Source organism: Martinezella sp. CNPSo 3732, assembly GCF_057784515.1.
In genome coordinates, this window is the sequence record NZ_JBXSOO010000003.1 from 119,489 (window position 1) to 144,148 (window position 24,660).

Genomic DNA, 24,660 nt, shown 5'->3' on the forward strand with positions numbered 1-24,660 from the left:
GCCGAAAAGGGCGGCGTCCGATCCGGACGCCGCCCTTTCTTATTCTTCGCGCATGCTTTCCCGCTGCGTGATCAGCCGGGCGCTGTGTTGCCGGCTGATATAGATCCACAGCCAGCTCCAGGCGACCGCGATGCGCCAGCGAACGCCAATCAGGAAATAGATGTGGGCAAGGCCCCATACCCACCAGGCGATCCACCCCTTGAGCTTCAGCCAGCCGAAATCGATGATAGCGGCACTCTTGCCGATCGTCGCGAGGCTACCCTGATGTCTGTAGCGGAACGGCCCCGGCACCGGCTTACTCGCCATTTTCGCCCTGATCACCTTGGCAACATAGTCTCCCTGCTGCTTGGCTGCCGGAGCGATGCCCGGCACCGGACTGCCATCTTCGCGCAAGACCAACGCCGTATCGCCGATGATGAAGATATTGTCTTTGCCCGGCGCCCTCAGATCCTTGTCGACAATGGCGCGACCGGCGCGGTCGGCTGGAATGCCAAGCCATTTCGCAGCCGGCGACGCCTCGACGCCGGCCGCCCAGACGATGGTGCGGCACGGCACGAACGTATCGCCGATCACGACCCCTTCCGCCGTGCAGGAGGTGACAGGCTTGCCGAAATGGAGTTCGACGCCGAGCAATTCCAGCTCCTTGCGCGCATAGTCGGAAAGGTCTTCGGCAAAGGCTGCCAATACCCGCGGTCCGGCCTCGACAAGGATGATCCTCGCCTTGCGGGTATCGATATTGCGGAATTCCTTCGGCAGCGTCGTCCTTGCCAGCTCGGAGATGATACCGGCGAGCTCGACGCCTGTGGGACCCGCGCCGACGATCACGAAGGTCAGCAACGCTTCGCGGGCCACCGGATCGGTTTCAAGCTCCGCCTGCTCGAAAGCCAGGAGAACCCGGCGGCGAATGGTGGTGGCATCCTCCAGCGTCTTCAGGCCAGGCGCCACGGGCTCCCATTCATCATGACCGAAGTAAGCATGGGTCGCCCCCGTCGCCAGCACCAGCGTATCGTAACCGATCTTCTGCCCGTCCTTCAAAAGGACCTCACGCGCATCACTATCGACACCAACGACTTCCGCCAGCAAGGTCGTCACATCAGGCCGATCCCGGAAGAAGCTGCGGATCGGCCAGGCAATCTCGGAGGTTGCAAGCAGAGTGGTCGCGACCTGATAGAGAAGCGGCTGGAACAGATGATGATTGCGCCGATCGATCAGCGTGATGCGGACGGGAGCACCTTTCAGATCGTTGACGAGCTGCAATCCGCCAAAGCCGCCCCCGACGACGACGATGTGATGATCCTGCATGGCAACACCTCATGGCTACGCTTCGCGAAAAACGTAGGGTTGAGAAGGATAAGCAGCAACTATCTTTTCTGCATGGCACCCCTGCGACTGTCACGCGCCATTGTGCCTACCGTGCGTATCCGACCGGAACGGACGAGCCGCTTTTCAGTTCCTCCATCGAGATCGATGCGGAAACATCGAACAGTTCGACCTTGCGCACGAGCATCTTGTAGATGACGTCATAATGCTCGACACGCGGCAGAACGATCTTGAGGATATAATCGTAATTGCCTGTCAGCCGGTGCGCTTCAACGATCTCGGGGATGTCGCCGATGACCTTGCGGAAGGATTCGATCCACTCGTCGGCATGATGCGCCGTTTTGATGAGGGCATAGACGGTGGTCGGTACCCCCATCTTTTCGCGATCGAGCACGACGATGCGCCGGGCGATATGTCCGCTTTCCTCCAGCCGCTGGATGCGGCGCGAGCAGGCCGAGACCGACAAGGCGACAAGATCGGCGAGCTCTGTCACGGATATGCCTGCATCCGCCTGCAGAAATTCGAGAATCTTTCGATCACGTTCGTCTAGCATATGCAGCAATCCATCTTCACGCGCCTTTATTTTGCACATAAATCCGAAAATGCACAAACTATTGCAGCAAAACTCTGATAGGCTTCAAAAAATGCAAACACGCGGCGGATGAATCACCACACTATTCCTCCATTCAAAACCCACGAGCGGAGAACAGCATTATGCGCACCATTGGCCTGATCGGCGGCATGAGTTTCGAGAGTTCTGCAGTTTATTATCGCCTGATCAATGAAATGGTCCGCGAGCGGCTGGGCGGCCTCTCCTCCGCCGAACTGGTGATGTACTCCGTCAACTTCGAAGAGATCGTCGCGCTGCAGAAGGCCGGCCGCTGGAACGATGCCGCCGACCGGCTCGGCGATGCTGCGCAGCGCCTGCAATCGGCCGGTGCCGAATGTGTGCTCATCTGCACCAACACCATGCACCTGATCGCGCCTCAGGTTGCGGAGCGCGTTTCGGCTCCGCTCATACATATCATCGATGAAACCGCCGCGGCCTTGAAGGCCGCCGGCAGGGTCAAGCCGCTGCTGCTTGCCACGCGCTACACAATGGAACATGGTTTCTACGCCGAGCGTATGGCTGAAAACGGCGTCTCCATCATGGTGCCCGGTCCCGAGGATCGCACCGTCACGCACGATATCATCTTCAACGAACTCTGCGCCGGCATCATCAAGGACGAGTCGCGCCGGAAGCTGAACGGCATCATCGAGCGCGCCAAGGCGGAAGGTGCTGATAGCGTCATTCTCGGCTGCACCGAGATCTGCCTCATCCTCGATCCGAAGGCGCTGATCCTGCCAGGCTTCGACACGACGACGATCCATGCCGAGGCGGCCGTCGACTTCGCGCTTGCGAATGAAAAAAGCACCAAAAGCTGCGCTGCTTGACTTCGATCAATTTACTTGACTGAGTCCAATAAATAATGGACATCGTCTCTGTACCTGAGGAGACGATGTCATGCCCGCCGCTGCCGATTTCACGACCATCGATGCCGTTCGTAACTTCAATCGCTTCTACACGAATTTCCTCGGCGTCCTGAACAAGGCCTATCTCGACAGCCCCTATACGCTCACGGACGTGCGCGTGTTGTTCGAAGTCGGCTTCCGCGGCGGTGTTGCCGCCTCGGCGCTGACGCGTGACCTCCATCTCGACCCCGCCTATCTCAGCCGTATCGTCAAGCGCTTCCGCGAGGATGGGTTGGTTGAGACGACGCCCGATCCGACCGATGCGCGCAGCCAGGTCATAAAGGTCACCGATAAGGGACAGGTGCAATTCGAGGAATTCGTCCGCCGCTCACGCGCGCAGATCGCCGGCTATTTCGAAAAGCTCGCTCCCGGCGAACCCGAGCGTGTCGTTGCAGCGATGCAGACGATACAGGAAACACTCGGCTCTGATCGAACCGCAGCGCCGCTCGCCCTCATTCGCAATCACCGACCCGGTGACATCGGCTGGATCGTACAAAGCCAGGCGCGCTTCTACACTGAAGAATTCGGCTGGGACGATCGCTTCGAAGGCTTGGTGGCCGAAGTCGCCGGTAAATTCCTCTCCAATTTCAACCAGCAAAAGGATCGCTGCTGGATCGCCGAACGAGGCGGTCTGAATGTCGGATCTGCCATGATCACCGATGGCGGCGACAGCATCGCGAAGCTTCGGCTGCTCTATGTGGATAAGACGGCGCGCGGCCTCGGCCTCGGCAAGCTGCTTGTGGATGAATGCATCCGTTTCTCGCGCGATGCCGGCTACAGCAAGCTATCGCTTTGGACCAATGACATTCTCGATACGGCCCGGGCGATCTATGTCAAGGCGGGCTTCAGGCTTGTAGCGGAGGAACGACATCGTATGTTCGGCCCGGAACTGAACGGCCAGACATGGGAACTCGATCTCTGTGTGACGCCTGTTCCCTAAAACGCGAGATTTCCGGTAGCGCTAGATCGAAAGCTCGGCATAATTTGAATGGTTGAGAAGATCTCGGCTTTCATCTGCCTCCACGATTTAATGCTGTGATGATTGGCGGCTCTGCCTATTCAATGCCGCAAGGACGACGTTACGCGCGTGGATCAAGACAGATTTGAACTCGTCTGAGGAAACCTCAACAAACCCGAGTCCTTGGAGCAGAAAGATACCTTCAACGGCAAGCAATGCCTGACGGACGTCGGCAAACTTCCCTGATTTCGATCGCAACGGATCGAGCAGTGTGCGATAAAGGCTCCGCACTGGCTCAAGCATGCCCGGAGCATGAACCAGCGCAGTTACAAGGAAGGCCGCCATTCGGGTCGAGGCATCATCCTCGTTAAGGGCCTCCTCAATATGCGCGAGGACCAATTCGATAGGATCAGCGGACCTGTCGCCAACACGGTGACGCACCGCCTGCTGGAAGCGAGTGACTTCCCGTTCTAGCGCCGCGTATATCAATTCATCCTTCGTAGCAAAGCTGTAGACGAGCCCGCCTTTGCTGATGCCGGCCCGCTCTGCGACCGCATCAAGCGTTAGATTTCGGCCATTGGAATCGAGAATGACGGCCTCGGCCGCGTCCAAAATCCTGTCTCGTTCGATTTCTTTTTTCCGGGCCATAACAACCTCTTGATTTTCCGACTGGCCAGTCGCATATAATTTTCGACTGTCCAGTCTGAATTAATTTCCGACTACGCGGTCGGATTAGCACGGCAGTAGCCGTGCTGCAAGATTCCTTCCTAGCTAACCCTTAGGACTCGATGAAAGGACCTAAAATGGAAAATCACTTACCCGCCGCAGCGCTCGGTCACTTTGTTATGAAAGTGGAGAATATCGGGGAGAGCTATCAATTTTATATCGGGCTAGGCCTGCGCCCGTTCGGCACATTTCCCGGACTGGCGGTCGTTGAAATGCGTGGTGGTACGCATTTGCTACTGTTTCAAAAAGACGACGATCAGGTTTCGACCTTGCAAAACAGCCACAATGGCCAGCGGCCAGATTTTAGCGGCGAAAAAATAGATCTGATGATCGCAGGCCACGCCAAAGCGGATCTGGAACACTACAGGGTCAGCCTGATCGATAAGGGATATTCACCATCAACCATCGCGGACAGTGAGCTATACGGTCATCATTACTTCTCGCTACAGGACCCCGACGGCAATGGGATCAGTTTCTACACCAGCCACAGCGGTGACGAGCCCGTTTGATATTTCAGTCAGTTACATTCGCCGACAGGAAACTTCTCACTGCTGACGACATCAATGTCATGAACTAAGGCCGCACGTATCGAAAGTCCGCGTGTGGACCAACATTGGCAAACCTTCCGAGCCGTGTTTCACATGGCTCGGCTTTTCGTACCGTGCGGCGGAACCCTCGAGCTGGCTTTCGAACAGCCTCGAAGTGTCTGTACGAGGGGTCGCCCGAAACCCGCTCGGGTCGAGGAAGTAGGCCATTGGAAAGGTGGGTGGGTAGACAGCCACTTAGTTGAACCATATCCTCGATGCACCCTCTATTTGCATCGAGCTGTTTTCTATGACCACCGAAATCCGGATAGAACCCATATCAACCGAGTACATCGAAGGTTTTCACAAGGCGCTCGATACGGTCGCGCGTGAGCGGGAATATCTGTCGCTGCTCGAAGCCTTTCCGCTGGAAGAAACACGCATTTTCGTGCTTGGCATGATCGAAAAAGGCAATCCGCAGTTCGTTGCCTTGGCCGATGGGAAAGTGGTCGGATGGTGCGACATCAGCCGCCATATGTTTCCCTCTCACGCCCACACCGGCAAACTCGGCATGGGCATCATCCCCGCTTATCGCGGCCAGGGCGTCGGACGTCGATTGATCGAAGCAACGCTGCGAGCCGCGCGTGACGCAGGGATAGAACGCGTCGAACTCAGCGTGCATGCTGACAATGACAGGGCCATCGCGCTCTACGAAAAAGTCGGCTTCGTCCGGGAGGGCCTTGCCCGCAATTCTGTGCGCATAGACGGCCGCTATAAGGACGCGATCCACATGGCGTTTTTCCACGAGTAGCGAGACCAGTCGCAGTCACTATTCTTCCGATTCTTGCTGCGGCGCAAAAATTCGCTTGATTTGGAAACGATCATTTCCTAAAAGAGCAACATGACAATAGACGCACTCGACATCGCACCGAAGCTTCGTGGACGCCCGCGTGAATTCGACATGGATTCCGCGCTGGACGAGGCCCTGCGCGTTTTTTCCGAACGCGGCTATTATGCCGCCTCGATTAGCGAATTGACCGAGGCCATGGGTCTGACCGCAGGTAGCGTCTACAAGGCTTTCGGTGACAAGCGCGGCGTCTTCCTCGCCGCATTCGATCGCTATCGCCGGGTACGGCAGCCACTGATCGACGCTGCCCTCGCTAAGGCCGTGAATGCTTATGAAAAACTGTGCGCATTGGTGACATTCTTCGCTGAGGCATCATGTGGCGAGATCGGTCGCCGCGGCTGTCTCGTGGTTGGCAGCGCGACCGAGCTCGCGCTTTTCGACGGGGAGATCGCCAGCCGCGTCAACATGGCTTTCGATTTCGACGAAAAGCGCATTTTAGATCTCATTCGCCTGGGTCATACGGATGGCTCGATATCGAAGCATGTCGACCCGGAAAGCACCGCCTGCACCCTGCTGGCCCTGACCAAGGGCATGCGCGTGATCGGCAAGACCGGCCGCAAGACCGAACAGATGCTCGCCGTCGCTGAGACGGCCATGAAACTGCTGAACTGATTTTCACTGAAATTTCGGGGAACGTAACCCCCGCCCCTATTGAGGACGAGACATGCCCGCAACTGCCGCTGCCAGACGGGAGAGCACGCCGCTCCCGGAAAAGACCCTTTCACCACTGCTGACATTCATGTTCGCCGCCGCCTGCGGGCTGGTGGCCGCGAATCTCTACTATGGCCAGCCGCTTGCCGGCCCCATCAGCCAGTCGCTCGGCTTCAGCCCGGCGGCGACCGGCCTCATCGTCACGCTGACCCAGATCGGCTACGGCCTCGGCCTCCTGCTGATCGTCCCGCTCGGCGATCTTCTCGAGAACCGGAAACTGGTCCTGACGCTGGTGGCACTCGCCGCGGTCGCGCTTGTCGGCGCTGCCTTCGCGTGGTCGCCGTCGCTATTCCTGCTCGCCTCTCTCTGCATCGGCCTTGCATCCGTTGCCGTGCAGGTTCTTGTCCCCTTTGCCGCCCATATGGCGCCGGACGCCAGCCGCGGTGCTGTGGTCGGCAATGTCATGAGCGGCCTGCTCGTTGGCATCATGCTGGCCCGTCCGGCTGCGAGCTTCCTGTCCGAGCTTCTCTCCTGGCACGCGGTCTACATCATCTCGGCCGGCGTCATGATCGGGCTGATCGTCATCCTGCGCCTCGTTCTGCCGACCCGCGTGCCCCATACGAAACTCCATTATGGGCAGCTGCTGTCCTCCATGGGCCACCTTGCGCTCCGCACACCGGTCCTGCAGCGACGTGCGCTCTATCAGGCCTGCATGTTCGGCGCCTTCAGTCTCTTCTGGACGACGACGCCGCTGCTGCTGGCAAGCCCGGCCTTCGGCCTGACGCAAAACGGCATCGCCCTTTTTGCGCTTGCCGGCGCCGCTGGTGCCGTCGCCTCGCCGATTGCCGGACGCGTCGCCGATCGCGGCTGGACAAAGCTTGCGACCGCCTTCGCCCTGGTGCTCGCCATCATCGCCTTCCTGATCGGCCATTTTTCCGGCAGCGGCTCGTTGCTGGCGCTGATCACGCTGACGCTGTCAGGCATCATGCTCGACTTCGGCGTCCAGACGAATCTCGTGCTCGGTCAACGCGCCATCTTCGCGCTCAGTGCCGAACATCGCAGTCGCCTCAACGGCCTCTATATGGCGACCTTCTTCGCCGGCGGCGCCCTCGGCTCGGCGCTTGGCGGGTGGGCCTATGCCACCGGCGGCTGGAACATGGCCTCCTGGATCGGCGTCGCCTTCCCGGTCATTGCGCTGCTTGCCTATCTGACCGAGCGGGAGAAATGATCACGACGGCTGCGGTACCGCCCGCCGCAGCCAGTCACATTCCCGCAAGCCTGCGCCATGGAACGGGTCGATCAGCGTGCCGGAGACAATGCCGGCGAGGATCTGCGGCGCGGGCGGCACTTTGGCGATGGTGGCGACCAACCGATCCCTGATCCAGGCCAATGCTGCCGAATCCGATTGGTAAAAAGGCGTGAAGGCGGCAGAGAGCAGCTGGAACAGCCGCACATGCATCCGCCGAGCCTTGGCATAGGCTGAAAGAGCGGCTTCGATGGTTTCATGCCCTGCCAGAGCATGCGCGAGCGCGGCTACATCGAGCAACGCCATATTGGCGCCCTGCCCGAGCTGCGGGCTGGTGGAATGGGCCGCATCGCCGACGAAGACAGTCCGCCCGCTATAGGGCGTCATCACAGTGCGATGGGCATAGCGTGCGAGCGTCAACTGATCCCAGTCAATGATCTGCTCCAGCAAGGGCTCGCATTCCGGCCAGTAGCCGCGGATCGTCTGTTTCCACCGATCGAGCCCGAGCCTGCGCACCTCATCCGCATCCGCCACTTTCAGGCTCCAGAACAGAGCCGCCTGCTTCGGCAAATCCGGCCTTCTGCTGCCGATCGGCAAGACGCCGATCATCACGCTTGCCTTGTCATAGCGCTGCGTCAGCGCAGCCTGATCTACGAGCCCGTCCGGACAGTCGAGCGTCGCCCAGAAGGCGCCGTAGACGAGATTTCGTGCACGCGGCGCTACGGGCGATGCCGTCACAAGCTCGGAACGCGCACCACTGGCGTCGATGACGAGATCATAAGGTCCGAGGCGCTCACCACCTTCGACAGAGAGATAGCTTTCATCGCCCTCCTCCGTCACACCGATAACCCGCTGCCCAGTATGGATCGGATGTCGCCGCGCAGAGACCTCATCGTAAAGCGTATCGAACAGGGCCGCACGATGAACGCCAAGCCCATAGCGCCCGCCTGGCAATGCATTGTAGCGCACATCGAGGACAATGCGGCCGCGGGTGGTTTCTGTGCCGAACAGGTGGTCGATGCGGTTGCCGGCGGCGTGGATAGCCGGACCAAGTCCGAGCGATTCCAGCACGGTCAATCCCGTCGGCTGCAGCATCAGCGCGGAGCCGACAGGGGCCGGGCTATCGAACCGTTCGATAATATCTGTCGTATGACCAGCACGAGTGAGAAAGAGAGAGGCGGCAAGACCGGCAGGCCCAGCGCCGATGATAGCAATCTTCAAGGGCTTCACGATAAAGCTCAGTCCGGTGATTGGTCGAAACGGGCTCTTGCGGCCTTTACGGCTTCATGATTGGCCTCGGCCCAATTCAGAAGCAGCGCCAGCGGCTCGTAAAGCGAGTAGCCGAGATCGGTCATGCGGTATTCGACGCTCGGCGGCTTGGTGGGAAAGACCTCACGATCGACATACCCGTCGCGCTGAAGGTCGCGCAGCGTTTGCGTCAGCATGCGCTGGGAAATATCGGGCACCAGGCGGCGCAACTCGCCGAAACGATACGGCCGTTTGGCCAGTGTTTCCAACAACAGCACCGACCATTTTCCGCCGATCTGCGAGATCAGGTCCCGCACCGGACAGTTGCTGAAATCGAGATTGCTGAGATCGACGTCGCGTAACGGTGGATCTATGCTGTCACGCAGATTGACGACGGCGCTGGCTACCATGCCGGTTCCCTTTTGGTAACTTGGAGCCGAAAAACTGCCTCCTTTACAGCGCGAAGTCAATTCCTATTCTAGTGCTAGTCTCTTTTTGAGAGCAACAAGGCCCTGCGAATGTGCGGTGGTCCAACAAGGGAAAACATATGAGCAGCACTCTTCTCGTCACCGGCGCCGCCGGCAAACTTGGCCAACGCGTCATCCATCACCTGCTGGAGACATACAAGGTCGCGCCCGGCCGCATCATCGCCGCCACGCGCAGCCCGGAGAAGCTTGCCGATCTCGCCGCCAAAGGCGTCGTCACCCGCAAGGCCGACTTCGATGACGCCGCCAGCTTGTCCGCTGCCTTCACCGGCGTCGACCGGCTGCTGATCATCAGCACCGACGCGCTCGCCGTGCCCGGCCTGCGCCTGAAGCAGCACACGGCTGCTGTCGAAGCCGCCAAGAAGGCTGGAGTCAAGCATGTTCTCTACACCTCAATGCCAGCCCCCGAAAGTTCGCTCGTCAGCTTCGCGCCCGATCATCTCGGCACGGAAAACGCCATCAAGGCAAGCGGCATCGGCTACACGATCCTGCGCGACGCCTGGTATTTCGACAACTACCTGATGGGCCTGCCGCACAACCTCGAAACCGGTAAATGGTACACGGCAACCGGCGGCGGCCGGGTCAGCAACATCAGTCGCGAAGATTGCGCACTCGCCATCGCCGCAGCACTGGCATCTGATGCAACAGAAAGCGCCACCTACACGCTGACGGGCTCGACTGCGGTCACCATCGAGGACGTCGCAAGCGTCGTGAGCCGGATCACCGGTCGTCCGCTCGAAGTCGTTCAGGTCAATGACGAACAGCTTGCCGCCGGCCTCACCGGCGCCGGTCTGCCGAAGTTCGTGGTGGACATGCTGGTCTCCTCCGAAGCCAATACCCGCGCCGGCAAATTCGACATTCTCACCAACGACTTCAACAAGCTCACAGGCAAGGAGCCGCAGACGCTGCGCAGCTTCTTCGAGGAACACAAGGCCGCGTTGGCTGGCTGAGTTTTGGCGAAGGTCAGGTGAGACTTCGTTTGCCGCACCCTTGCGCCTGGCCCCTCACCCCGGCCCTCTCCTCGCAAGCGGGGCGAGGGAGTTTTGGTGCTTCGTGCGCAAGCTCTAATCGAGTGATGCCGCCGCCATTTTGCGCTGTCGTCCCTTCTCCCCGCAAGCGGGGAGAAGGCTAGGATGAGGGGCCAGGCCAGAAGGCGCGGCAACAACAAACTTGCCCGACCAGCCCAAAGCCATCCCCCATCAAACCACCTGACCGCAAGCCCGACGGAAGCGGCGCACCGTTTCGGCCATGCCATATTCCAGCGCATCGGCGGTCAGCCCATGGCCAATCGAGGTCTCCGCGAGCTTCGGAATGCGCTTCAGCAGCGCCGGCAGGTTGGCAACAGTCAAATCGTGGCCAGCATTGACGTCGAGGCCGTTGGCAAAGGCTGCATCGGCGGTCTTGCCGAGCGCTTCGAGGATGACGGCAGCCTTCTGCGGATCAGCATAGCAGCCGCCATAGGGGCCGGTGTAAAGTTCAATGCGGTCGGCGCCCACTTCCCTGGCGATCTTCACCGCCTCTGCATCGCCGTCGCCATCGGCAAACAGCGACACGCGGCAGCCGAGCGTCTTGTACTTGGCGACGACATTGGCCAGCAGATCTCGGTTCTTACGAAAATCCCAGCCATGGTCCGATGTCGCCTGAGTGGGATCATCGGGCACGAGCGTCACCTGTTCGGGCTCCGCCGAAGCGCAGAGATCGAAGAATTCGTCGCTCGGATAGCCCTCGATATTGAATTCCGCTTCCGGAAACTCGTCGTCGATCAGCGCACGAATATCGGGCAGATCGGAAAAGCGGACATGCCGCTGATCGGGGCGCGGATGAACGGTCAGACCGCTTGCACCTGCCGCCAGCGCGATGCGTCCCAAGCCCGTGACGCTCGGCCAGGGAAGATCACGCCGGTTGCGCAGCATCGCGATGGCGTTGAGGTTCACGGAAAGCTTGGCGGGCATGATCGAAATCCCTGATTTTCAAAGCGGATGGTAGTGTCGTTTTATGCCATTATGGCCAACAAAACCAACGAGATTCCGACATCGTTCCATGCAAAACTTTGATAGCAACACGGCGCACGTGTCACCACATAGTGACGCCCCATCAATGAGCTTGAAGCCACTAGCGGACGATGGTCAGCGTCTCGGCGGCGCGGGTAATGGCCGTATAGAGCCAACGCTCCCGCGTATCGCGGAACGCCCAGCTCTCATCGAATAGCACCACGTTGTTCCACTGCGAACCCTGGGCCTTATGCACCGTCAGAGCGTAGCCGTAGTCGAATTCGTCATAGCGCTTTCGGGTCGACCACGGAATCTCGCCCTCGACATCCTCGAAGGCCTGCTTCAAGAGCTTGATCTTCGCGGCCCCGCGATCCATGTCGTCATCTTCCGGGCGCACCAGAAGATTGATGCCGGGCTTCGTCGTTTCCCTGGAAGAGGTCATGACCTGCCAGAGCGAGCCGTTGAGCAGCCCCTTGGCGGGATCGTTGCGCAGGCAGACCAGCTTGTCGCCGGATTGCGGGTAGTCCGCAGTAAATCCTTTCAGCTCGCGCAGGCGCTGATTGTAGCGCCGCCGCGTCCTGTTGGTGCCGACAAGAACCTGATCGGCCTCCAGCACCAGCGGCTGCGTGACCTCGTTTTTCGAGATCACCTGCGCGGTGCCATAGTCGCCATGCATGATTTCCTTGCCCTCACGCACCTGCATGGCGAGCTGGATGATCGGATTGTCGCGGGCCTGGCGGTGAATATCCGTCAGAAGATAATCCGGCTCTTCGTTCGTAAAGAACCCACCGCCGGAAACGGGCGGCAGCTGCCCGGGATCGCCAAGGACGAGAATGGGCGTGCCAAAACTCATCAAATCCTTGCCGAGCGCTTCGTCCACCATCGAGCATTCGTCGACGATGATCAGGGCGGCCTTGGCGACCGGGCTCTGGCGGTTGATGGTGAACATCGGGGCGATCGATGTCTTACCCGTCTCTTCGTCTTCGACGGCTTCCTCGCCGCGCGGCCGGTAGATCAGTGAATGGATGGTCTTGGCATTCGAGGCGCCGCGCGAGCGCAGCACCTGTGCCGCCTTGCCGGTAAAGGCCGCAAACAGCACCTCGCCATCCACATGCTCGGCAAAATGCCGCGCAAGCGTCGTCTTGCCCGTGCCGGCATAGCCGAACAGACGGAACAACGGCGAACGCCCCTCTTTCAGCCAGTTTGCGACGGCCTTGAGCGCTTCATCTTGTTGCGGCGCGAATTGCATGGATCGACTTGGCAGGATTCGGCTGATGGAAGCAAGCGGTAAAAATACCAGGCGAGCCGGGAATAAAATCGGACGCGCCGGTGTCTCATGTCCGGCAGCGCAACATGCGATGCCTGGACGATCCATCGTCCACCACCCGAGGAGAGACATCATGAAGACCATGAGATTCCTGACCGCGCTCGCGGCATCGGCCTTTGCCACAGCCGCTTTGGCAGCAGCCCCGGTCAAGACAGTCGAAAGCGCCAAGGGCAAGGTCCTTACCGGTGAAAACGGTATGACGCTTTACACGTTCAAGAACGACAAATCAGGCGAATCCAATTGCAACGGCGATTGCGCAAAGGCCTGGCCGCCGCTGATGGCCGATGGCAAAGCCAAGGCAGAGGGTGCATATTCGATCATTACCCGCAAGGACGGGATGAAACAGTGGGCAAAGGACGGCATGCCGCTCTACTTCTTCGTCAAGGATGCAAAATCCGGTGATGTCGCCGGCGACGGCTTCAAGGGTGTCTGGAATGTCGCACGGCCCTGACCGGACCGGAAAGGGCGCGACGGGAGGCTCCTCCGTGCCCGATAGTTTCGAGGCGGAGGTGCTGGCGCTCCTCCCCTCCTTGCGCCGCTATTCGCGCAGCCTCACCCGCTCGGATACCGATGGCGAGGACCTCCTTCAGGATTGCGTCGAAAAGGCCCTGACCCGACGCGGCCAATGGCGCGGGCTGAACCTGCGCGGCTGGATTCTCACCATCATGACCAATCTCTATCGCAACGGACTGCGCCAACAGCGCGGCCGCATTCTTGTCGATATCGACGACAACGACCATCTGCCTGCGGCGGACGCCGACAACGACCCGTTGCAGCGGTCGCGCCTGGAAACGGCTCTGAACAGCCTTAGCGAAGACTATCGCGCAGTGCTGATGCTCGTCGTCGTCGAAGGCTGCAGCTATCAGGATGTCGCAGTCATGCTCGATATCCCGATCGGCACCGTGATGTCACGCCTGTCTCGCGCCCGCCAGAAGATGACCAGCCTGTTGAATGCAGACAATATTGTCACGCTTCGGAGACCAAGATGAACGAACGCAAACCGACGGTGACCGAAGCGGACCTTCACGCCTTTGCCGATGGCCTCCTGCCGCTGGAAAAACAGGCGGAATTGCAGGCATGGCTGACCGAAAATTCCGAGGACGCCGCTGCCGTTACGGCATGGCAGGTCCAGAACGATGAAATTCGAGCCCTGTTCTCCCCCTATGCCATATCGAAGGACGGCGACGCGGACCTCATTTCCGGAAATAGAAGCACGCTCTCCGCGCAAGCGATCCCGCCACAGCGCAGCCGCAGGCTGATGATGCTCGCCGCCTCGCTGGCACTGTTCGTCGCCGGCATAGCAGCCGGTCATTTCGGTCCTGATCTCTTTGCACCGCGCGAATTACAGCTGGCATCTATCGAGGCGTTGCCGCAGCAGGCCCATTCGGCCTTCGTCGTCTATGCCAGCGATGTCCGCCATCCCGTCGAAGTCGGCGCGGATCAGGAGGCGCATCTCGCCACCTGGCTCGGCAAGCGCATGAATGTCGCCGGCCTCAAGGTGCCGAGCCTGCAGACGCTGGGCTTCCAGCTGATCGGCGGCCGGCTGCTGCCGGTCAACGGCACGCCCGGCGCCCTGTTCATGTATGAAAATGCCAGCGGCCAGCGCCTGACCGTGCTGGTTGGGCGCAATAGCGGTAACACCACGACCAGTTTCCGCTTCGCCAGCGACAAGGCCGTCGAAACCTTCTATTGGATCGACGGTGATCTCGGCTATGCGGTGACGGGCGAAATCTCGCGCAACATGCTGCGGCAGGTAGCGGACGAGTGCTACAAGCAGTTCTCGTCCTAACTGCAATTAGATGAAGCGTTTCGTCGCTCCAGGCTGTTGTATTAACTACTGCCTCGAAACGACCTCAACCGGAATCTATCGGCACGAGGCTGATCTTCATATATTCGGCCGTGACGGAGCCCCTCACTCCGTAGCTGGCATCCCATTCTATGCGGAAACTTCCATCCGCCTTCGTAATTTCCAAATCGAAGATGATACCCGGTAGCATATCGAAATCGGTGCAGCTGATGGCGCTCACCCCTTCAAGGACAAGCGTAACGATCGCATGTTTATCCAGGAGGAAGTAACCTTTGGCGTCCACCTGATCAGTCATGTTCCATGCGTGGATACGTATCAGCCCTGCTGCCCTGCCCGGGAAGCTGATCTCAAGCAATTTGGCATCGTGGAAGCGGGGTATCCGCCCGAACCATTCAAGCAGAGATTTGCCGCCGGGAATATCGCTTAGCACAGAAGTAGAGGACATTACGGTTCACGAATGGGATAAGCGGTTAGGAAACGCTTGTTTAGAAGGTCAACAGAAGCTCTTCAGGAAACTGCGATGTGCAATTCAACAACCGGACAGCAACATAGCAAAACAGGGCTGTATTATGCCAGTGACACAAAGAACAAACCATTCATCAGCCGATTTCTGACTGATTCTTAGCGCTGAGGATCGTTTTCAAGCGCGATCGGCTTGCCATGCGGCGTTGCCTCGGCCGCACGTTGCCAGCTTTGCTGTAAAGCCACAATCGCGTCGGCATCGGCAATGCCCTTCGCGACCAGCAGCCCTGACAAAGCAGCCACCCAGCAGTCGAAATAATCGCTGCCGTCAATCGCTCGGCCCGGCTTGTGCAGTTCCGCCGACAACTGCTCCGCCCATTCGCTCCAGGCAAACAGGCCGTTCTCATGCAGATGAACGGTCATGGCGAAAGCCTCTGCCGCCCAGGGTTCGGGAAAAACCGGCTCGCCATCGGCAGATTTCGGCAACTGCGGCGATTGCGCCAGAGGCGAGATGACCTCACACGCGCTCAAGATAGCTCTCCCAGGCATCGATCGAGACCGTCAGAGAGGGATCAGTTCCGTCGCCCCAGATCTCCACACCCTCGAAGACGACCGTATAGACCCATTGGGGATTTTCGCCCCGGCCATGGGCATTGTCGTCGGGGAAGACGAAGGAGCCCTGCACTGCCTCGACGACACCCGTCTTTGCGCGGGCATAGCGCGGCAATCTGGTATGACCGGTCGGATTGAAGTTCCTAGTCCGCACATGATCGCCGACGGCAAAGAGCGGTGCAGTATCGAGCGGCCGGTCGCAAGGGCCGCCCTTGGCCAACACACCGTCGACCATATCGGCCTTCAAAATTCGCTTCGGCGCCCTGCCCTGTTCGAGCGAATGGCCGCTGCGCAACTCCTCCGCCGTGGCAAAACCATGCCGCTCCAGCAGCATATCGACCGCGCGGGTCCAGATCTCGTAGTAGCTGGCACCCAGATAATCGGCGGGCGGAATGTTTTCGCGCGCATGCCGGCTTTCATCGATCGTCCAGGCCCCAAAGGCACCGCAGGAGAGCGTGATGCCAAGCGCACGCTTTTCCCATTCGGCATGGAAAATGGGCTCGTTCTTTTCCGGCGCTACGGGGCCGAAGCCCATCTGGCCGCCGAGATCATGGGGGCCGTTCATAGCGCAGCCTCAGGTGTCTTGGCGACCGCCGTGCCGATCATCGCGTCACGGCTGACGAGATCCGCCAGCGCCGCCTCGTCCATGCCCTCGGAACCAGCGGGCCGCTCAGGGATCACCAGATAGCGAAGTTCCGCCGTTGAATCCCATACGCGGATCTTCTTTTCCTGTGGCAGCGCGAGGCCGAATTCCGCGAGCACGCCGCGCGGGTCGATCACCGCACGGGAGCGATAGGCCGGCGCCTTGTACCAGACCGGCGGCAGCCCCAGCACGGCCCAGGGATAGCACGAGCAGAGCGTGCAGACGATCAGATTATGCGTTTCCGGCGTATTGAACACCGCGCGCATGTGCTCGCCCTGTCTGCCGGTAAAGCCGAGGCTTGCGATCGCCGCCGTAGCATCACGGCGCAGCCAGTCGGCGAAATCAGGATCGCTCCAGGCTTTCGCCACCACCTGCGCCCCGTTACGCGGCCCGACCTTCGTCTCATAGGTCTCGACGATGCGGTCGATCGCCGCCGGATCGATCAAACCCTTTTCCGTCAGCAGTGTCTCCAGCGCCTTTACCCGGGCCTGCATGTCCGAATAGTAGTTGTCGTGATGATGATGATCGTCTTCATCATGCGAGTGGTCGTGGGACATGGCCGTCTCCTGTCTCTTTGCGCCTACTTTAACATCGGCCAGAGACTGAGCACCAGCAGAACGGCCATGGTTATGTTGAACCATTTCAGCCTGATGGGATCGGAGAGCCAATCGCGCAGGACGGAGCCGAAGCCGGCCCAGGTCGATACGCTGGGGACGTTCACAGCGGCAAATGCGAACCCGACGAGAAGGACAGTGAAGAGATATAGCTGCTCATTTGTGTAAGTGGCCATGGCGGTGATGGCCATCACCCACGCCTTGGGGTTGACCCATTGGAACGCAGCAGCGCTGATGAAACTCATCGGCTTTGCATCGCTTTCCGCCTCGCTCAGGCTGCGCGAGGTGCCGATCTTCCAGGCTATCCAGACAAGGTAAGCTCCCCCGGCGAATTTAAGCGCGGTATAGAGCACCGGCACCGTGTGCAGAAGCGCACCCAATCCCAATCCCACTGCAATTAGCAGCACAAAAAAGCCAACCCCGATACCGAGCATGTGCGGAATGGTGCGACGGAAACCGAAATTTACGCCTGAAGCAAACAACATCATGTTGTTCGGCCCGGGCGTGATTGAGGTTGTGAATGCGAAAAGTAGAAGAGCCAGAAATGTATCCAGCGCCATGATGCCTCCCGAGGACACCGTACCGTGACAAGGCGGCATCCAAAATTCTTCTTCATGCGCGCAAAATGTAGCGACGCATGATCGTGCGACATTAGTTCGCCAGCCATACGAAAGCCATAGGGTGATTGTCACGGTGACATGACGGATGTCGATTGAAATCCGGTCGAATGCCCTTATCCTTCGGTTTTCTGCAGCGAGGAAAGACCATGCGCGAGCCCATCCCCACCGTCACCCTTCCTTCCGGCATCATGGTTCCGGCACTCGGCCAGGGAACTTGGAATATGGGCGAGAGCGCCGTGACCACCCGGGACGAGATCACCAGCCTGAAAACCGGTCTCGATCTCGGCATGACGCTGATCGATACGGCTGAGATGTACGCGGATGGCGGCTCGGAAGAGATCGTTGGCAAGGCGATCGAAGGCCGCCGCGACGAGGTCTTTCTGGTCAGCAAGGTCTATCCTGCCAATGCCAGCCGCAAAGGCGCGGTCGAAGCCTGCGAACGCAGCCTGAAGCGCATGAACACCGATCGCATCGATCTCTATCTGCTGCATTGGCGCGGCAACTACCCGCTTGAAGAGACGGTAGAAGCCTTTGAAGGTCTGAAGGCCGCCGGCAAGATCGAGGCCTGGGGCGTTTCGAATTTCGATGTCGATGATATGGATGAGCTGCTTTCTGTGCCGAACGGCGGCAATGTCGCGGCCAATCAGGTGCTTTACAATCTCTCCAGGCGCGGCATCGAATACGATCTGCTGCCCTGGTGCCAGGAGCGTAGCATTCCGATCATGGCCTATTCGCCGATCGAACAGGGCCGGCTGCTCCATCACCCGGAATTGATCCGCGTCGCCAAGACCTATCAGGCGACCCCGGCCCAGATTGCCCTCGCCTTTTTGCTGGAGCGCGACGGCGTGATCTCGATCCCGAAATCCTCCAATGCGCAGCGTGTCGAAGAGAACCGTGACTCGATCGATGTCGACATCACGGACGAAGATTGGGCCGTCCTCGACGCTGCCTTCCCGCCGCCGTCGCGGAAGAAGTCGCTGGACATGCTGTAGGTTCAGGCAGCCGCCTTCTGCTGCGCGACGATCAGGTCGATCGCTTGGAAAACATCCATTTCACGCCAGTCGCTGGGATCACGATAGGTCGGATAAAGTGAAAAAGCGGCAGCGGCGATCTGATCGACCGTCCGCAGCTTCGTTCGACGTCCGGCGAGCGCAGCCTTGGTATGGACGCCGAAATGATCCTCGGTCACGCCCCACCCGGCATAAAACGGCGCGGCATAGCAGCGAACCGGAATGCCGCGCAGCAACGCATCGAAGCCAAATTGGCTGGAGACCGTCCAGACTTCATCGACGACTTCGAGGATCGACGCTACCGACACCTCGTCGCCGACAAGGATTGCATCGCCTTTCGAAGCGTCATCCGTAAGATAGCCCTTACGAAGTCCGGCCATCACATCCGGATGGGTGCGGATCAGGCATTGCGCATCGCTCGCCAATCCGTCGGCAAGCATCTTCTCGAAGGAGGCTCTCGAACCAAGCGCCCTACCGACGGAAACGTCGCCGACGACCTGATCGACAAGCAGAATGCGCCGTTTTGTCGTCGGCTCAATGCTGGGCGGACGATGAGGAAGATGATTGTATTTCGAAAGCCTGTTGAGAACGATCTGCTCGCGAATGGCGCGGCCGAGATCTCCAGCCTCTTCCGCGCCCTCTATCAGCCGCTCAAGCCGTGACGGCCTGTTTGCATCGACGGGCAGGCCAAGATCGTCGATGACGATGGACAGTGGAATGGCGCCGGACTTGCCAAGCCCCACGGACCGGAGAAAACCATCTTCCAGATGCCAGTGCCGAAGGCGGCGGAAGCGGGCAATCCTATGAGCCACTTTGGCCGGCGCACGGCCGCCCCAGGAGACGACGCCGCCTATTCCGGGAGAAAGGATCGAAGCCAGTTTCTGCGAGCCGAAATAATGCTCAAGCCAGGGAAAATCGCCACGGACGAAGAACGCAGCGCCGAGACGCATATCATCAGGCGGATGCCATGGTTTTCTGCCGATCTCAGGCATTGTTGCCGTGTTTCCCCTTCTCCCCTCGGGGAGAAGGTGCCGTCAGGCGGATGAGGGGGTGTCTGCCAGGAGCACGAAAATTCGTGAATTCAAATCGGGAAGTCCCCCCCATCCGGCCCTTCGGGCCACCTTCTCCCCAACGGGAGAAGGAATTTGCAGCCCCGATTTGCCTCATATGCGATGCCCCCTCAACGCCGTAGGCCTTACATCCCCTGCGAACCGCGGTTCATCGCGGCAATGCCAGTGCGGCAGACTTCGATGAGGCCGAGCGGCTTGATGATGGCGATGAACTGGTCGATCTTCGAGGACTTGCCGGTGATCTCGAGAATGAAATGCTCGACGGTCGCATCCACCACCTTGGCGTGGAAGGCGTCGGCCAGCCGCAGCGTTTCGGCGCGCATCTCCCCGCTTCCGGTCACTTTCAGCAGCGCCACTTCGCGCTCGATCGGCCGTTCCTGGCCGAGTTCGCGGGCGCGCACCGTCAGATCGACGACGCGGTGAACGGGAACGATACGCTCAAGCTGCGCCTTGATCTGTTCCAGTACCTGTGGCGTGCCGCGCGTGACGATGGTGATGCGCGACAGATGCGCCTGATGCTCGGTCTCAGAGACCGTGAGGCTTTCGATGTTGTATCCCCGGCCGGAGAAGAGGCCGATGACGCGGGCAAGAACGCCGGGCTCGTTGTCGACGAGCACCGAAAGCGTGTGGCTCTCAGCCGCCGCGGTTTCCGGCGAAATGAAATAGGCGGAGCCCGTGGGTTGAAGGTGTGCGTTCATTATCCTTGTTCCGTTTCCTCGGTTCTTGTTCGATATGCTGGCGAGATCGGCGAGGCGCAGCTTTCGCCGCGCCCCGGCTGTCGATCAGACCAGCTGGCGACCCTTGGCGTCGATGGCGTTGGCAACCGCTTCGTCGGTCGCCTCATCAGGCAGCAGCATTTCATTGTGCGCCTTGCCCGAGGGGATCATCGGGAAGCAGTTGGCGAGATTGGCAACGCGGCAATCGAAGATGACCGGCTTTTTGACGTCGATCATTTCCTGGATGGCGGCATCGAGATCCCCCGGCTTTTCGCAACGCAGGCCGACGGCACCATAGGCTTCGGCAAGTTTGACGAAATCAGGCATCGCTTCCGTGTAGGAATTGGACAGGCGGTTGCCATGCAGCAGCTGCTGCCACTGGCGAACCATGCCCATATACTGGTTGTTCAGGATGAAGATCTTGATCGGCGCATTGTGCTGGATGGCCGCCGACATCTCCTGAATGCACATCTGGATAGAAGCATCGCCGGCAATATCGATGACCAGGCTCTCCGGATGGGCGATTTGAACGCCGAGTGCCGCCGGCAGGCCGTAGCCCATGGTGCCGAGGCCGCCCGAGGTCATCCAGCGGTTAGGCTGTTCGAAACCGTAGAACTGTGCAGCCCACATCTGATGCTGGCCGACTTCGGTGGTGATGTAGGTGTCGCGATGCTTCGTCAGCTCATAAAGACGCTGAATCGCATATTGCGGCATGATGACATCGTCGCTCGGCTTGTAGGCGAAGGAATTGCGCGCACGCCAGCGGGCAACGTCAGCCCACCAGTCTCCCAGACGCTCCGCGGCCGGCTTCTGCGGCAGCGCGCGCCAAAGGCGAACCATGTCTTCCAGAACGTTGCCGACATCGCCGAGGATGCCGACATCGGCGCGGACGTTCTTGTTGATCGAGGACGGATCGATATCGATATGGATCTTCTTCGAATTCGGCGAGAAGGCGTTCAGGCGGCCGGTAATGCGGTCGTCGAAGCGTGCGCCGATACAGACCATGACGTCACAATCGTGCATCGCCATGTTGGCTTCGTAGGAACCATGCATGCCGAGCATGCCGAGCCAGTTCTTGCCGGATGCAGGATAGGCGCCGAGGCCCATCAGCGTCGAGGTGATCGGGAAATCGGTGAGCTCGACCAGCTCGCGCAGCAGCTTGCAAGCTTCCGGGCCGGAATTGACGACACCGCCACCGGAATAGATGACGGGACGACGGGCATTCTTCATCAACTCGATCGCCTGGGTGATCTTGTTGAGATCGCCCTGGATCTTCGGCTGATAGCTCTTCTGGACATGATGCGCTTCCGGCGGCGTATAGGTGCCGGTCGCAAACTGGATGTCCTTCGGGATGTCGACGACGACGGGCCCCGGGCGGCCGGATTGGGCGATGCGGAAGGCTTCGTGGATGACGGCAGCCAGCTCGTTGACGTCCTTGACCAGCCAGTTGTGCTTGGTGCACGGCCGCGTGATGCCGACGGTGTCGCATTCCTGGAAAGCATCGGAGCCGATCAGCGTCGTCGGAACCTGACCGCTGAGGCAGACGAGCGGGATCGAATCCATCAAGGCGTCCTGCAGCGGGGTGACGGCATTCGTCGCACCCGGACCGGAGGTAACCAGCATGACGCCGACCTTGCCGGTGGAGCGGGCATAGCCTTCGGCCGCATGGCCGGCGCCCTGCTCGTGGCGAACGAGAATGTGCTTGATATCGTCCTGCTGGAAGATCTCGTCATAGATCGGAAGCACGGCGCCGCCCGGATAACCGAAGATGTGTTCGACGCCGTTGTCCTTGAGCGCCTGCAACACGATCTCCGCGCCTGTCATTCGATTGCCGCTCGCCTGATTATCTGTGCCGGTCATACGTTTGTTCCGCTTGTCTGCTGGAGGTTTGGAAAGATGAAATCTCGATTTCGGGCATAAAAAAAGGCCCCTTGGGGAGCCTGTCATCTAGCGCATGGGTGGCTATCGCCGGATGGTTACACCATCCTGCCCATGCGCCTTCCCACCACGATAAGAACGATCGAGTTTTTCATGGGGCGAAGTGATAGACAGAAAATTTCGAAGCGTCAACGCGTGAAGCAATAAAAAATCGCGGCGCCGCGGAAACCCCATAAAAAGCGCGGGTGGTCGACAGGATTTTATTAAGCCAGCGTCTCTATGCTCCAGCCACTAATGATTGGGGTAACTGTTTGCTGAATAACGATCTGCAGACATCAGGCAACGCTGGAGATCTTGATCGCCGCGATAGATTGAAACCGGGAAATCGCTTCCTCGGTCGCGTCGTCGCGTGCAATGGCTCGAGAGCGACGATCGCCGCCGTGGCCGAGGCCGGCGGCACGGACCTGACCGAACTCTGGTCGGTCGGCCGGCTGATTTCCATTAGTGTCGGGAAGAACCGCGTCGCTGCCCTCGTCTATGCGATGAACACGCAAAGCGTCGGCTGGGGTGAAGGGCAGGATAATCTCTTCCGCATCGAGGTCGAGCTGCTGGGTGAAGTCCGCGTCGGACCGGATGGCCGCGAGGAGTTTTCGAGTGGCATTTCCGCTTACCCATATCTCGGCGCCATCGCACACCGCATCCGCGCCGCCGACCTCATGCGCATTTTCGATGCCGGCAAGGGCAGCAGCTGCGTCATCGGCAAGCTGACGCAGGACGAAAGCATCGATGCCGCCATCCACATCCCCTCGATGCTGGCGAAGCATTTCGCCGTGGTCGGCTCGACCGGCGTCGGCAAATCCACCGCCGTCTCGCTGTTGCTACATAAGGCGATCACTGCCGATCCGAAACTGCGCGTGCTGATCCTCGATCCGCACAACGAATTCGCAGCCGCCTTTCCGAAGCACGCCGTCGTCATCGACACCGATACGCTCGACCTGCCCTTCTGGCTGATGCGGCTTGAGGAATTCAGCGAAGTCGTCTTCCGCGGCCGGCCGGCGATCCCCGAGGAACTCGACGCGCTGCGTGACCTTATCCCTGAAGCGAGACGCGCCTTCCGAGGCAACGATTCCACCCTGATGCGCCGCCAGACGGAAAAGTCCTCGGTGACGGCGGACACGCCGGTTCCCTACCGCATGGCCGATCTATTGGCGCTGATCGACGAGCGTATCGGCCGCCTTGAAGGCCGCCAGGAAAAGCCGCATCTGCGGTCGCTGAAGATGCGTATCATCTCGGCCATCAACGACCCCCGCTATCACTTCATGTTTTCCAACAATACGATCACCGATACGATCATGGAGACGATCGCCAAAATCTTCCGCATTCCGGGCGACGGTAAGCCGATCTGCACCTTTCAGCTCGCGGGCATCCCCTCGGAAGTCATCAATTCCGTCGCCTCCGTCCTTTGCCGCATGGCCTTCGAACTGGCACTCTGGAGCGAAGGGGCGATCCATATGCTCGTCGTCTGCGAGGAAGCCCACCGCTACATCCCCGCCGACCCGACGCTCGGCTTCTTTCCGACCCGGCAGGCCATCGCCCGCATCGCCAAGGAAGGCCGCAAATATGGCGTTTCGCTCGGTATCATCACCCAGCGCCCGGGCGAGCTCGACCAGACGATCCTTTCGCAGTGCTCGACGCTCTTTGCCATGCGCCTTGCCAATGATCGCGACCAGGAAATCATCCGCTCGGCCATCCCGAACTCCTCGATCTCGACGACCAGCTTTCTCTCATCGATCGGCAACGGCGAAGCCATCGCCTTCGGCGAGGCTATTGCAGTCCCGATGCGCATGCGCTTTTCTCAGGTTGAACGGCATCTGCTGCCGAAAGCCAGCGGCAGCGTGGCGAAGGCCAGCGAGGACTCGCCGGATACGGTCGATCTGCGCACGATCATCAGCCGTATGCGCTCGATTTCCAGTCCCGATCTCAGCCCTCTGCAGAGCTACAATGCTATGCCCGTGACGGATATCAAGGATGATTTCGACGAAGTGCCGGTCGAGCAGCCAATCCGGCCCCAAGCGGAATCGAGCTTGCAACCGATCGAACCCTATCGTCCAGACATGCTGCCTCGTACCGCCGCACCGCAACCCGCGGCGGCTTCGCAAACGTCGATCGACAGCAAGCTTGCAGAATTGCGCCGCGAATTCCGCAGCGACGAAGGAGGCACGCGCTCGGTGTCGCCAAGAGAGGCCGCTCCATCCCTGCGGCGCGAACCCGGCTCGTCCTTGCGGGACAGCATTCTGAGAAAACCGCTCAGCAGCCTTTACGACAAGGACTGA

At 59.7% G+C, this 24,660-nt stretch carries 27 protein-coding genes; 12 read left to right on the forward strand and 15 right to left on the reverse strand.

What is annotated here, in order from left to right; genetic code table 11:
* Positions 1-39: 39 nt before the first annotated feature.
* Both AC13RM_RS09230 and AC13RM_RS09235 read right to left on the reverse strand, forming a co-directional pair.
* Positions 40-1,302, reverse strand: a complete 1,263-nt coding sequence (locus AC13RM_RS09230) for an NAD(P)/FAD-dependent oxidoreductase (RefSeq protein ID WP_488554871.1) — start codon at positions 1,300-1,302, stop codon at positions 40-42.
* A 106-nt stretch (positions 1,303-1,408) separates the two neighbouring features.
* The gene (locus tag AC13RM_RS09235; protein ID WP_488554872.1) at positions 1,409-1,873 is read right to left on the reverse strand and encodes an Lrp/AsnC family transcriptional regulator; all 465 of its coding nucleotides are present in this window, start codon (positions 1,871-1,873) and stop codon (positions 1,409-1,411) included.
* A gap of 161 nt (positions 1,874-2,034) precedes the next feature.
* Between AC13RM_RS09235 and AC13RM_RS09240 the strand changes: the two genes are divergently transcribed.
* Positions 2,035-2,754 (forward strand): aspartate/glutamate racemase family protein, encoded by a 720-nt coding sequence (locus AC13RM_RS09240; protein WP_488554873.1) that lies wholly within the window; start codon positions 2,035-2,037, stop codon positions 2,752-2,754.
* A 70-nt stretch (positions 2,755-2,824) separates the two neighbouring features.
* The gene (locus AC13RM_RS09245) at positions 2,825-3,772 is read left to right on the forward strand and encodes a bifunctional helix-turn-helix transcriptional regulator/GNAT family N-acetyltransferase (RefSeq protein WP_488554874.1); all 948 of its coding nucleotides are present in this window, start codon (positions 2,825-2,827) and stop codon (positions 3,770-3,772) included.
* A gap of 87 nt (positions 3,773-3,859) precedes the next feature.
* On the opposite strand, the gene AC13RM_RS09250 is transcribed toward AC13RM_RS09245, so the two are convergent.
* Positions 3,860-4,438 carry a TetR/AcrR family transcriptional regulator gene (locus tag AC13RM_RS09250; protein ID WP_488554875.1) on the reverse strand — a complete coding sequence of 193 codons (579 nt, stop codon included), beginning with the start codon at positions 4,436-4,438 and terminating at the stop codon, positions 3,860-3,862.
* Between the two features lie 155 nt (positions 4,439-4,593).
* Here AC13RM_RS09250 and AC13RM_RS09255 point away from each other — a divergent pair, with 155 nt between their 5' ends.
* From AC13RM_RS09255 to AC13RM_RS09270, 4 genes are all read left to right on the forward strand, one after another.
* A complete protein-coding gene (locus AC13RM_RS09255; protein WP_374814911.1) occupies positions 4,594-5,025 on the forward strand; it encodes a VOC family protein in 432 nt (143 codons plus the stop codon).
* Positions 5,026-5,350: 325 nt separating this feature from the next.
* Positions 5,351-5,851 (forward strand): GNAT family N-acetyltransferase, encoded by a 501-nt coding sequence (locus tag AC13RM_RS09260; RefSeq protein WP_113230693.1) that lies wholly within the window; start codon positions 5,351-5,353, stop codon positions 5,849-5,851.
* A 90-nt stretch (positions 5,852-5,941) separates the two neighbouring features.
* Positions 5,942-6,559 (forward strand): TetR/AcrR family transcriptional regulator, encoded by a 618-nt coding sequence (locus AC13RM_RS09265; RefSeq protein ID WP_488554876.1) that lies wholly within the window; start codon positions 5,942-5,944, stop codon positions 6,557-6,559.
* 52 nt (positions 6,560-6,611) lie between these two features.
* Entirely contained in the window at positions 6,612-7,826 is a 1,215-nt protein-coding gene (locus AC13RM_RS09270) for an MFS transporter (RefSeq protein ID WP_488554877.1), read from the forward strand.
* Here AC13RM_RS09270 and AC13RM_RS09275 read toward each other — a convergent pair whose 3' ends face one another.
* On the reverse strand, positions 7,827-9,074 hold the full coding sequence (locus tag AC13RM_RS09275) for an FAD-dependent oxidoreductase (RefSeq protein ID WP_488554878.1): 1,248 nt from the start codon (positions 9,072-9,074) through the stop codon (positions 7,827-7,829).
* Positions 9,075-9,082: 8 nt separating this feature from the next.
* Positions 9,083-9,502 (reverse strand): winged helix-turn-helix transcriptional regulator, encoded by a 420-nt coding sequence (locus tag AC13RM_RS09280; protein WP_374814924.1) that lies wholly within the window; start codon positions 9,500-9,502, stop codon positions 9,083-9,085.
* Positions 9,503-9,639: 137 nt separating this feature from the next.
* Between AC13RM_RS09280 and AC13RM_RS09285 the strand changes: the two genes are divergently transcribed.
* Positions 9,640-10,527 (forward strand): SDR family oxidoreductase, encoded by an 888-nt coding sequence (locus AC13RM_RS09285; RefSeq protein WP_374814926.1) that lies wholly within the window; start codon positions 9,640-9,642, stop codon positions 10,525-10,527.
* Positions 10,528-10,776: 249 nt separating this feature from the next.
* Here AC13RM_RS09285 and AC13RM_RS09290 read toward each other — a convergent pair whose 3' ends face one another.
* Together AC13RM_RS09290 and AC13RM_RS09295 are read right to left on the reverse strand one after the other, a co-directional pair.
* Positions 10,777-11,529 carry a pyridoxine 5'-phosphate synthase gene (locus tag AC13RM_RS09290; protein ID WP_374814928.1) on the reverse strand — a complete coding sequence of 251 codons (753 nt, stop codon included), beginning with the start codon at positions 11,527-11,529 and terminating at the stop codon, positions 10,777-10,779.
* A 160-nt stretch (positions 11,530-11,689) separates the two neighbouring features.
* Positions 11,690-12,817 (reverse strand): ATP-dependent DNA helicase, encoded by a 1,128-nt coding sequence (locus tag AC13RM_RS09295; RefSeq protein WP_095435208.1) that lies wholly within the window; start codon positions 12,815-12,817, stop codon positions 11,690-11,692.
* Positions 12,818-12,968: 151 nt separating this feature from the next.
* On the opposite strand from AC13RM_RS09295, the gene AC13RM_RS09300 reads away from it, so the two are divergent.
* From AC13RM_RS09300 to AC13RM_RS09310, 3 genes are read left to right on the forward strand one after another with little or no spacing between them, the layout of a single operon-like run.
* Entirely contained in the window at positions 12,969-13,346 is a 378-nt protein-coding gene (locus AC13RM_RS09300) for a COG4315 family predicted lipoprotein (protein WP_374814930.1), read from the forward strand.
* Entirely contained in the window at positions 13,330-13,884 is a 555-nt protein-coding gene (locus AC13RM_RS09305) for an RNA polymerase sigma factor (protein WP_374814932.1), read from the forward strand. Before AC13RM_RS09300 ends, AC13RM_RS09305 begins: the two co-directional genes overlap by 17 nt.
* Positions 13,881-14,684: an anti-sigma factor family protein gene (locus AC13RM_RS09310; RefSeq protein ID WP_374814933.1), complete on the forward strand. Its 804-nt coding sequence runs from the start codon at positions 13,881-13,883 to the stop codon at positions 14,682-14,684. Before AC13RM_RS09305 ends, AC13RM_RS09310 begins: the two co-directional genes overlap by 4 nt.
* Positions 14,685-14,748: 64 nt before the next feature.
* On the opposite strand, the gene AC13RM_RS09315 is transcribed toward AC13RM_RS09310, so the two are convergent.
* The 5 genes from AC13RM_RS09315 to AC13RM_RS09335 all read right to left on the reverse strand — a co-directional run bounded on the left by AC13RM_RS09315 (position 14,749) and on the right by AC13RM_RS09335 (position 17,593).
* On the reverse strand, positions 14,749-15,147 hold the full coding sequence (locus AC13RM_RS09315; protein ID WP_374814935.1) for a hypothetical protein: 399 nt from the start codon (positions 15,145-15,147) through the stop codon (positions 14,749-14,751).
* A 176-nt stretch (positions 15,148-15,323) separates the two neighbouring features.
* Positions 15,324-15,695 (reverse strand): nitrile hydratase accessory protein, encoded by a 372-nt coding sequence (locus tag AC13RM_RS09320; RefSeq protein ID WP_374814937.1) that lies wholly within the window; start codon positions 15,693-15,695, stop codon positions 15,324-15,326.
* On the reverse strand, positions 15,682-16,341 hold the full coding sequence (nthB, locus tag AC13RM_RS09325; RefSeq protein WP_374814938.1) for a nitrile hydratase subunit beta: 660 nt from the start codon (positions 16,339-16,341) through the stop codon (positions 15,682-15,684). Before nthB ends, AC13RM_RS09320 begins: the two co-directional genes overlap by 14 nt.
* Positions 16,338-16,976 (reverse strand): nitrile hydratase subunit alpha, encoded by a 639-nt coding sequence (gene nthA, locus AC13RM_RS09330; protein ID WP_374814940.1) that lies wholly within the window; start codon positions 16,974-16,976, stop codon positions 16,338-16,340. The genes nthB and nthA overlap by 4 nt, the downstream gene beginning before the upstream one ends.
* 23 nt (positions 16,977-16,999) lie before the next feature.
* Positions 17,000-17,593 (reverse strand): LysE family translocator, encoded by a 594-nt coding sequence (locus AC13RM_RS09335; RefSeq protein ID WP_374814941.1) that lies wholly within the window; start codon positions 17,591-17,593, stop codon positions 17,000-17,002.
* Positions 17,594-17,799: 206 nt separating this feature from the next.
* Between AC13RM_RS09335 and AC13RM_RS09340 the strand changes: the two genes are divergently transcribed.
* Entirely contained in the window at positions 17,800-18,645 is an 846-nt protein-coding gene (locus AC13RM_RS09340; RefSeq protein ID WP_374814942.1) for an aldo/keto reductase, read from the forward strand.
* 2 nt (positions 18,646-18,647) lie between these two features.
* On the opposite strand, the gene AC13RM_RS09345 is transcribed toward AC13RM_RS09340, so the two are convergent.
* The 3 genes from AC13RM_RS09345 to AC13RM_RS09355 form a co-directional block, all read right to left on the reverse strand.
* Positions 18,648-19,655, reverse strand: a complete 1,008-nt coding sequence (locus AC13RM_RS09345) for a capsular polysaccharide export protein, LipB/KpsS family (RefSeq protein WP_374814944.1) — start codon at positions 19,653-19,655, stop codon at positions 18,648-18,650.
* A 203-nt stretch (positions 19,656-19,858) separates the two neighbouring features.
* On the reverse strand, positions 19,859-20,431 hold the full coding sequence (gene ilvN, locus AC13RM_RS09350; protein WP_174179833.1) for an acetolactate synthase small subunit: 573 nt from the start codon (positions 20,429-20,431) through the stop codon (positions 19,859-19,861).
* A gap of 84 nt (positions 20,432-20,515) precedes the next feature.
* Positions 20,516-22,309: an acetolactate synthase 3 large subunit gene (locus AC13RM_RS09355; RefSeq protein WP_440478343.1), complete on the reverse strand. Its 1,794-nt coding sequence runs from the start codon at positions 22,307-22,309 to the stop codon at positions 20,516-20,518.
* 329 nt (positions 22,310-22,638) lie between these two features.
* Between AC13RM_RS09355 and AC13RM_RS09360 the strand changes: the two genes are divergently transcribed.
* Positions 22,639-24,660, forward strand: a complete 2,022-nt coding sequence (locus AC13RM_RS09360; protein ID WP_440478344.1) for an ATP-binding protein — start codon at positions 22,639-22,641, stop codon at positions 24,658-24,660.

What these genes read in the sequence shown, in the direction of transcription:
- AC13RM_RS09285 (WP_374814926.1), top strand. Translation starts at nt 9,640, where the DNA reads ATGAGCAGCACTCTTCTCGTCACCGGCGCCGCCGGCAAACTTGGCCAA.
- AC13RM_RS09280 (WP_374814924.1), bottom strand. Translation starts at nt 9,502, where the DNA reads ATGGTAGCCAGCGCCGTCGTCAATCTGCGTGACAGCATAGATCCACCG.
- AC13RM_RS09335 (WP_374814941.1), bottom strand. Translation starts at nt 17,593, where the DNA reads ATGGCGCTGGATACATTTCTGGCTCTTCTACTTTTCGCATTCACAACC.
- nthA (WP_374814940.1), bottom strand. Translation starts at nt 16,976, where the DNA reads ATGTCCCACGACCACTCGCATGATGAAGACGATCATCATCATCACGAC.
- AC13RM_RS09245 (WP_488554874.1), top strand. Translation starts at nt 2,825, where the DNA reads ATGCCCGCCGCTGCCGATTTCACGACCATCGATGCCGTTCGTAACTTC.
- AC13RM_RS09265 (WP_488554876.1), top strand. Translation starts at nt 5,942, where the DNA reads ATGACAATAGACGCACTCGACATCGCACCGAAGCTTCGTGGACGCCCG.
- nthB (WP_374814938.1), bottom strand. Translation starts at nt 16,341, where the DNA reads ATGAACGGCCCCCATGATCTCGGCGGCCAGATGGGCTTCGGCCCCGTA.
- AC13RM_RS09340 (WP_374814942.1), top strand. Translation starts at nt 17,800, where the DNA reads ATGCGCGAGCCCATCCCCACCGTCACCCTTCCTTCCGGCATCATGGTT.
- AC13RM_RS09300 (WP_374814930.1), top strand. Translation starts at nt 12,969, where the DNA reads ATGAAGACCATGAGATTCCTGACCGCGCTCGCGGCATCGGCCTTTGCC.
- AC13RM_RS09305 (WP_374814932.1), top strand. Translation starts at nt 13,330, where the DNA reads ATGTCGCACGGCCCTGACCGGACCGGAAAGGGCGCGACGGGAGGCTCC.
- AC13RM_RS09290 (WP_374814928.1), bottom strand. Translation starts at nt 11,529, where the DNA reads ATGCCCGCCAAGCTTTCCGTGAACCTCAACGCCATCGCGATGCTGCGC.
- AC13RM_RS09345 (WP_374814944.1), bottom strand. Translation starts at nt 19,655, where the DNA reads ATGCCTGAGATCGGCAGAAAACCATGGCATCCGCCTGATGATATGCGT.
- AC13RM_RS09355 (WP_440478343.1), bottom strand. Translation starts at nt 22,309, where the DNA reads ATGACCGGCACAGATAATCAGGCGAGCGGCAATCGAATGACAGGCGCG.
- AC13RM_RS09310 (WP_374814933.1), top strand. Translation starts at nt 13,881, where the DNA reads ATGAACGAACGCAAACCGACGGTGACCGAAGCGGACCTTCACGCCTTT.
- AC13RM_RS09255 (WP_374814911.1), top strand. Translation starts at nt 4,594, where the DNA reads ATGGAAAATCACTTACCCGCCGCAGCGCTCGGTCACTTTGTTATGAAA.
- AC13RM_RS09260 (WP_113230693.1), top strand. Translation starts at nt 5,351, where the DNA reads ATGACCACCGAAATCCGGATAGAACCCATATCAACCGAGTACATCGAA.
- AC13RM_RS09230 (WP_488554871.1), bottom strand. Translation starts at nt 1,302, where the DNA reads ATGCAGGATCATCACATCGTCGTCGTCGGGGGCGGCTTTGGCGGATTG.
- AC13RM_RS09240 (WP_488554873.1), top strand. Translation starts at nt 2,035, where the DNA reads ATGCGCACCATTGGCCTGATCGGCGGCATGAGTTTCGAGAGTTCTGCA.
- AC13RM_RS09295 (WP_095435208.1), bottom strand. Translation starts at nt 12,817, where the DNA reads ATGCAATTCGCGCCGCAACAAGATGAAGCGCTCAAGGCCGTCGCAAAC.
- AC13RM_RS09250 (WP_488554875.1), bottom strand. Translation starts at nt 4,438, where the DNA reads ATGGCCCGGAAAAAAGAAATCGAACGAGACAGGATTTTGGACGCGGCC.
- AC13RM_RS09315 (WP_374814935.1), bottom strand. Translation starts at nt 15,147, where the DNA reads ATGTCCTCTACTTCTGTGCTAAGCGATATTCCCGGCGGCAAATCTCTG.
- AC13RM_RS09270 (WP_488554877.1), top strand. Translation starts at nt 6,612, where the DNA reads ATGCCCGCAACTGCCGCTGCCAGACGGGAGAGCACGCCGCTCCCGGAA.
- ilvN (WP_174179833.1), bottom strand. Translation starts at nt 20,431, where the DNA reads ATGAACGCACACCTTCAACCCACGGGCTCCGCCTATTTCATTTCGCCG.
- AC13RM_RS09235 (WP_488554872.1), bottom strand. Translation starts at nt 1,873, where the DNA reads ATGCTAGACGAACGTGATCGAAAGATTCTCGAATTTCTGCAGGCGGAT.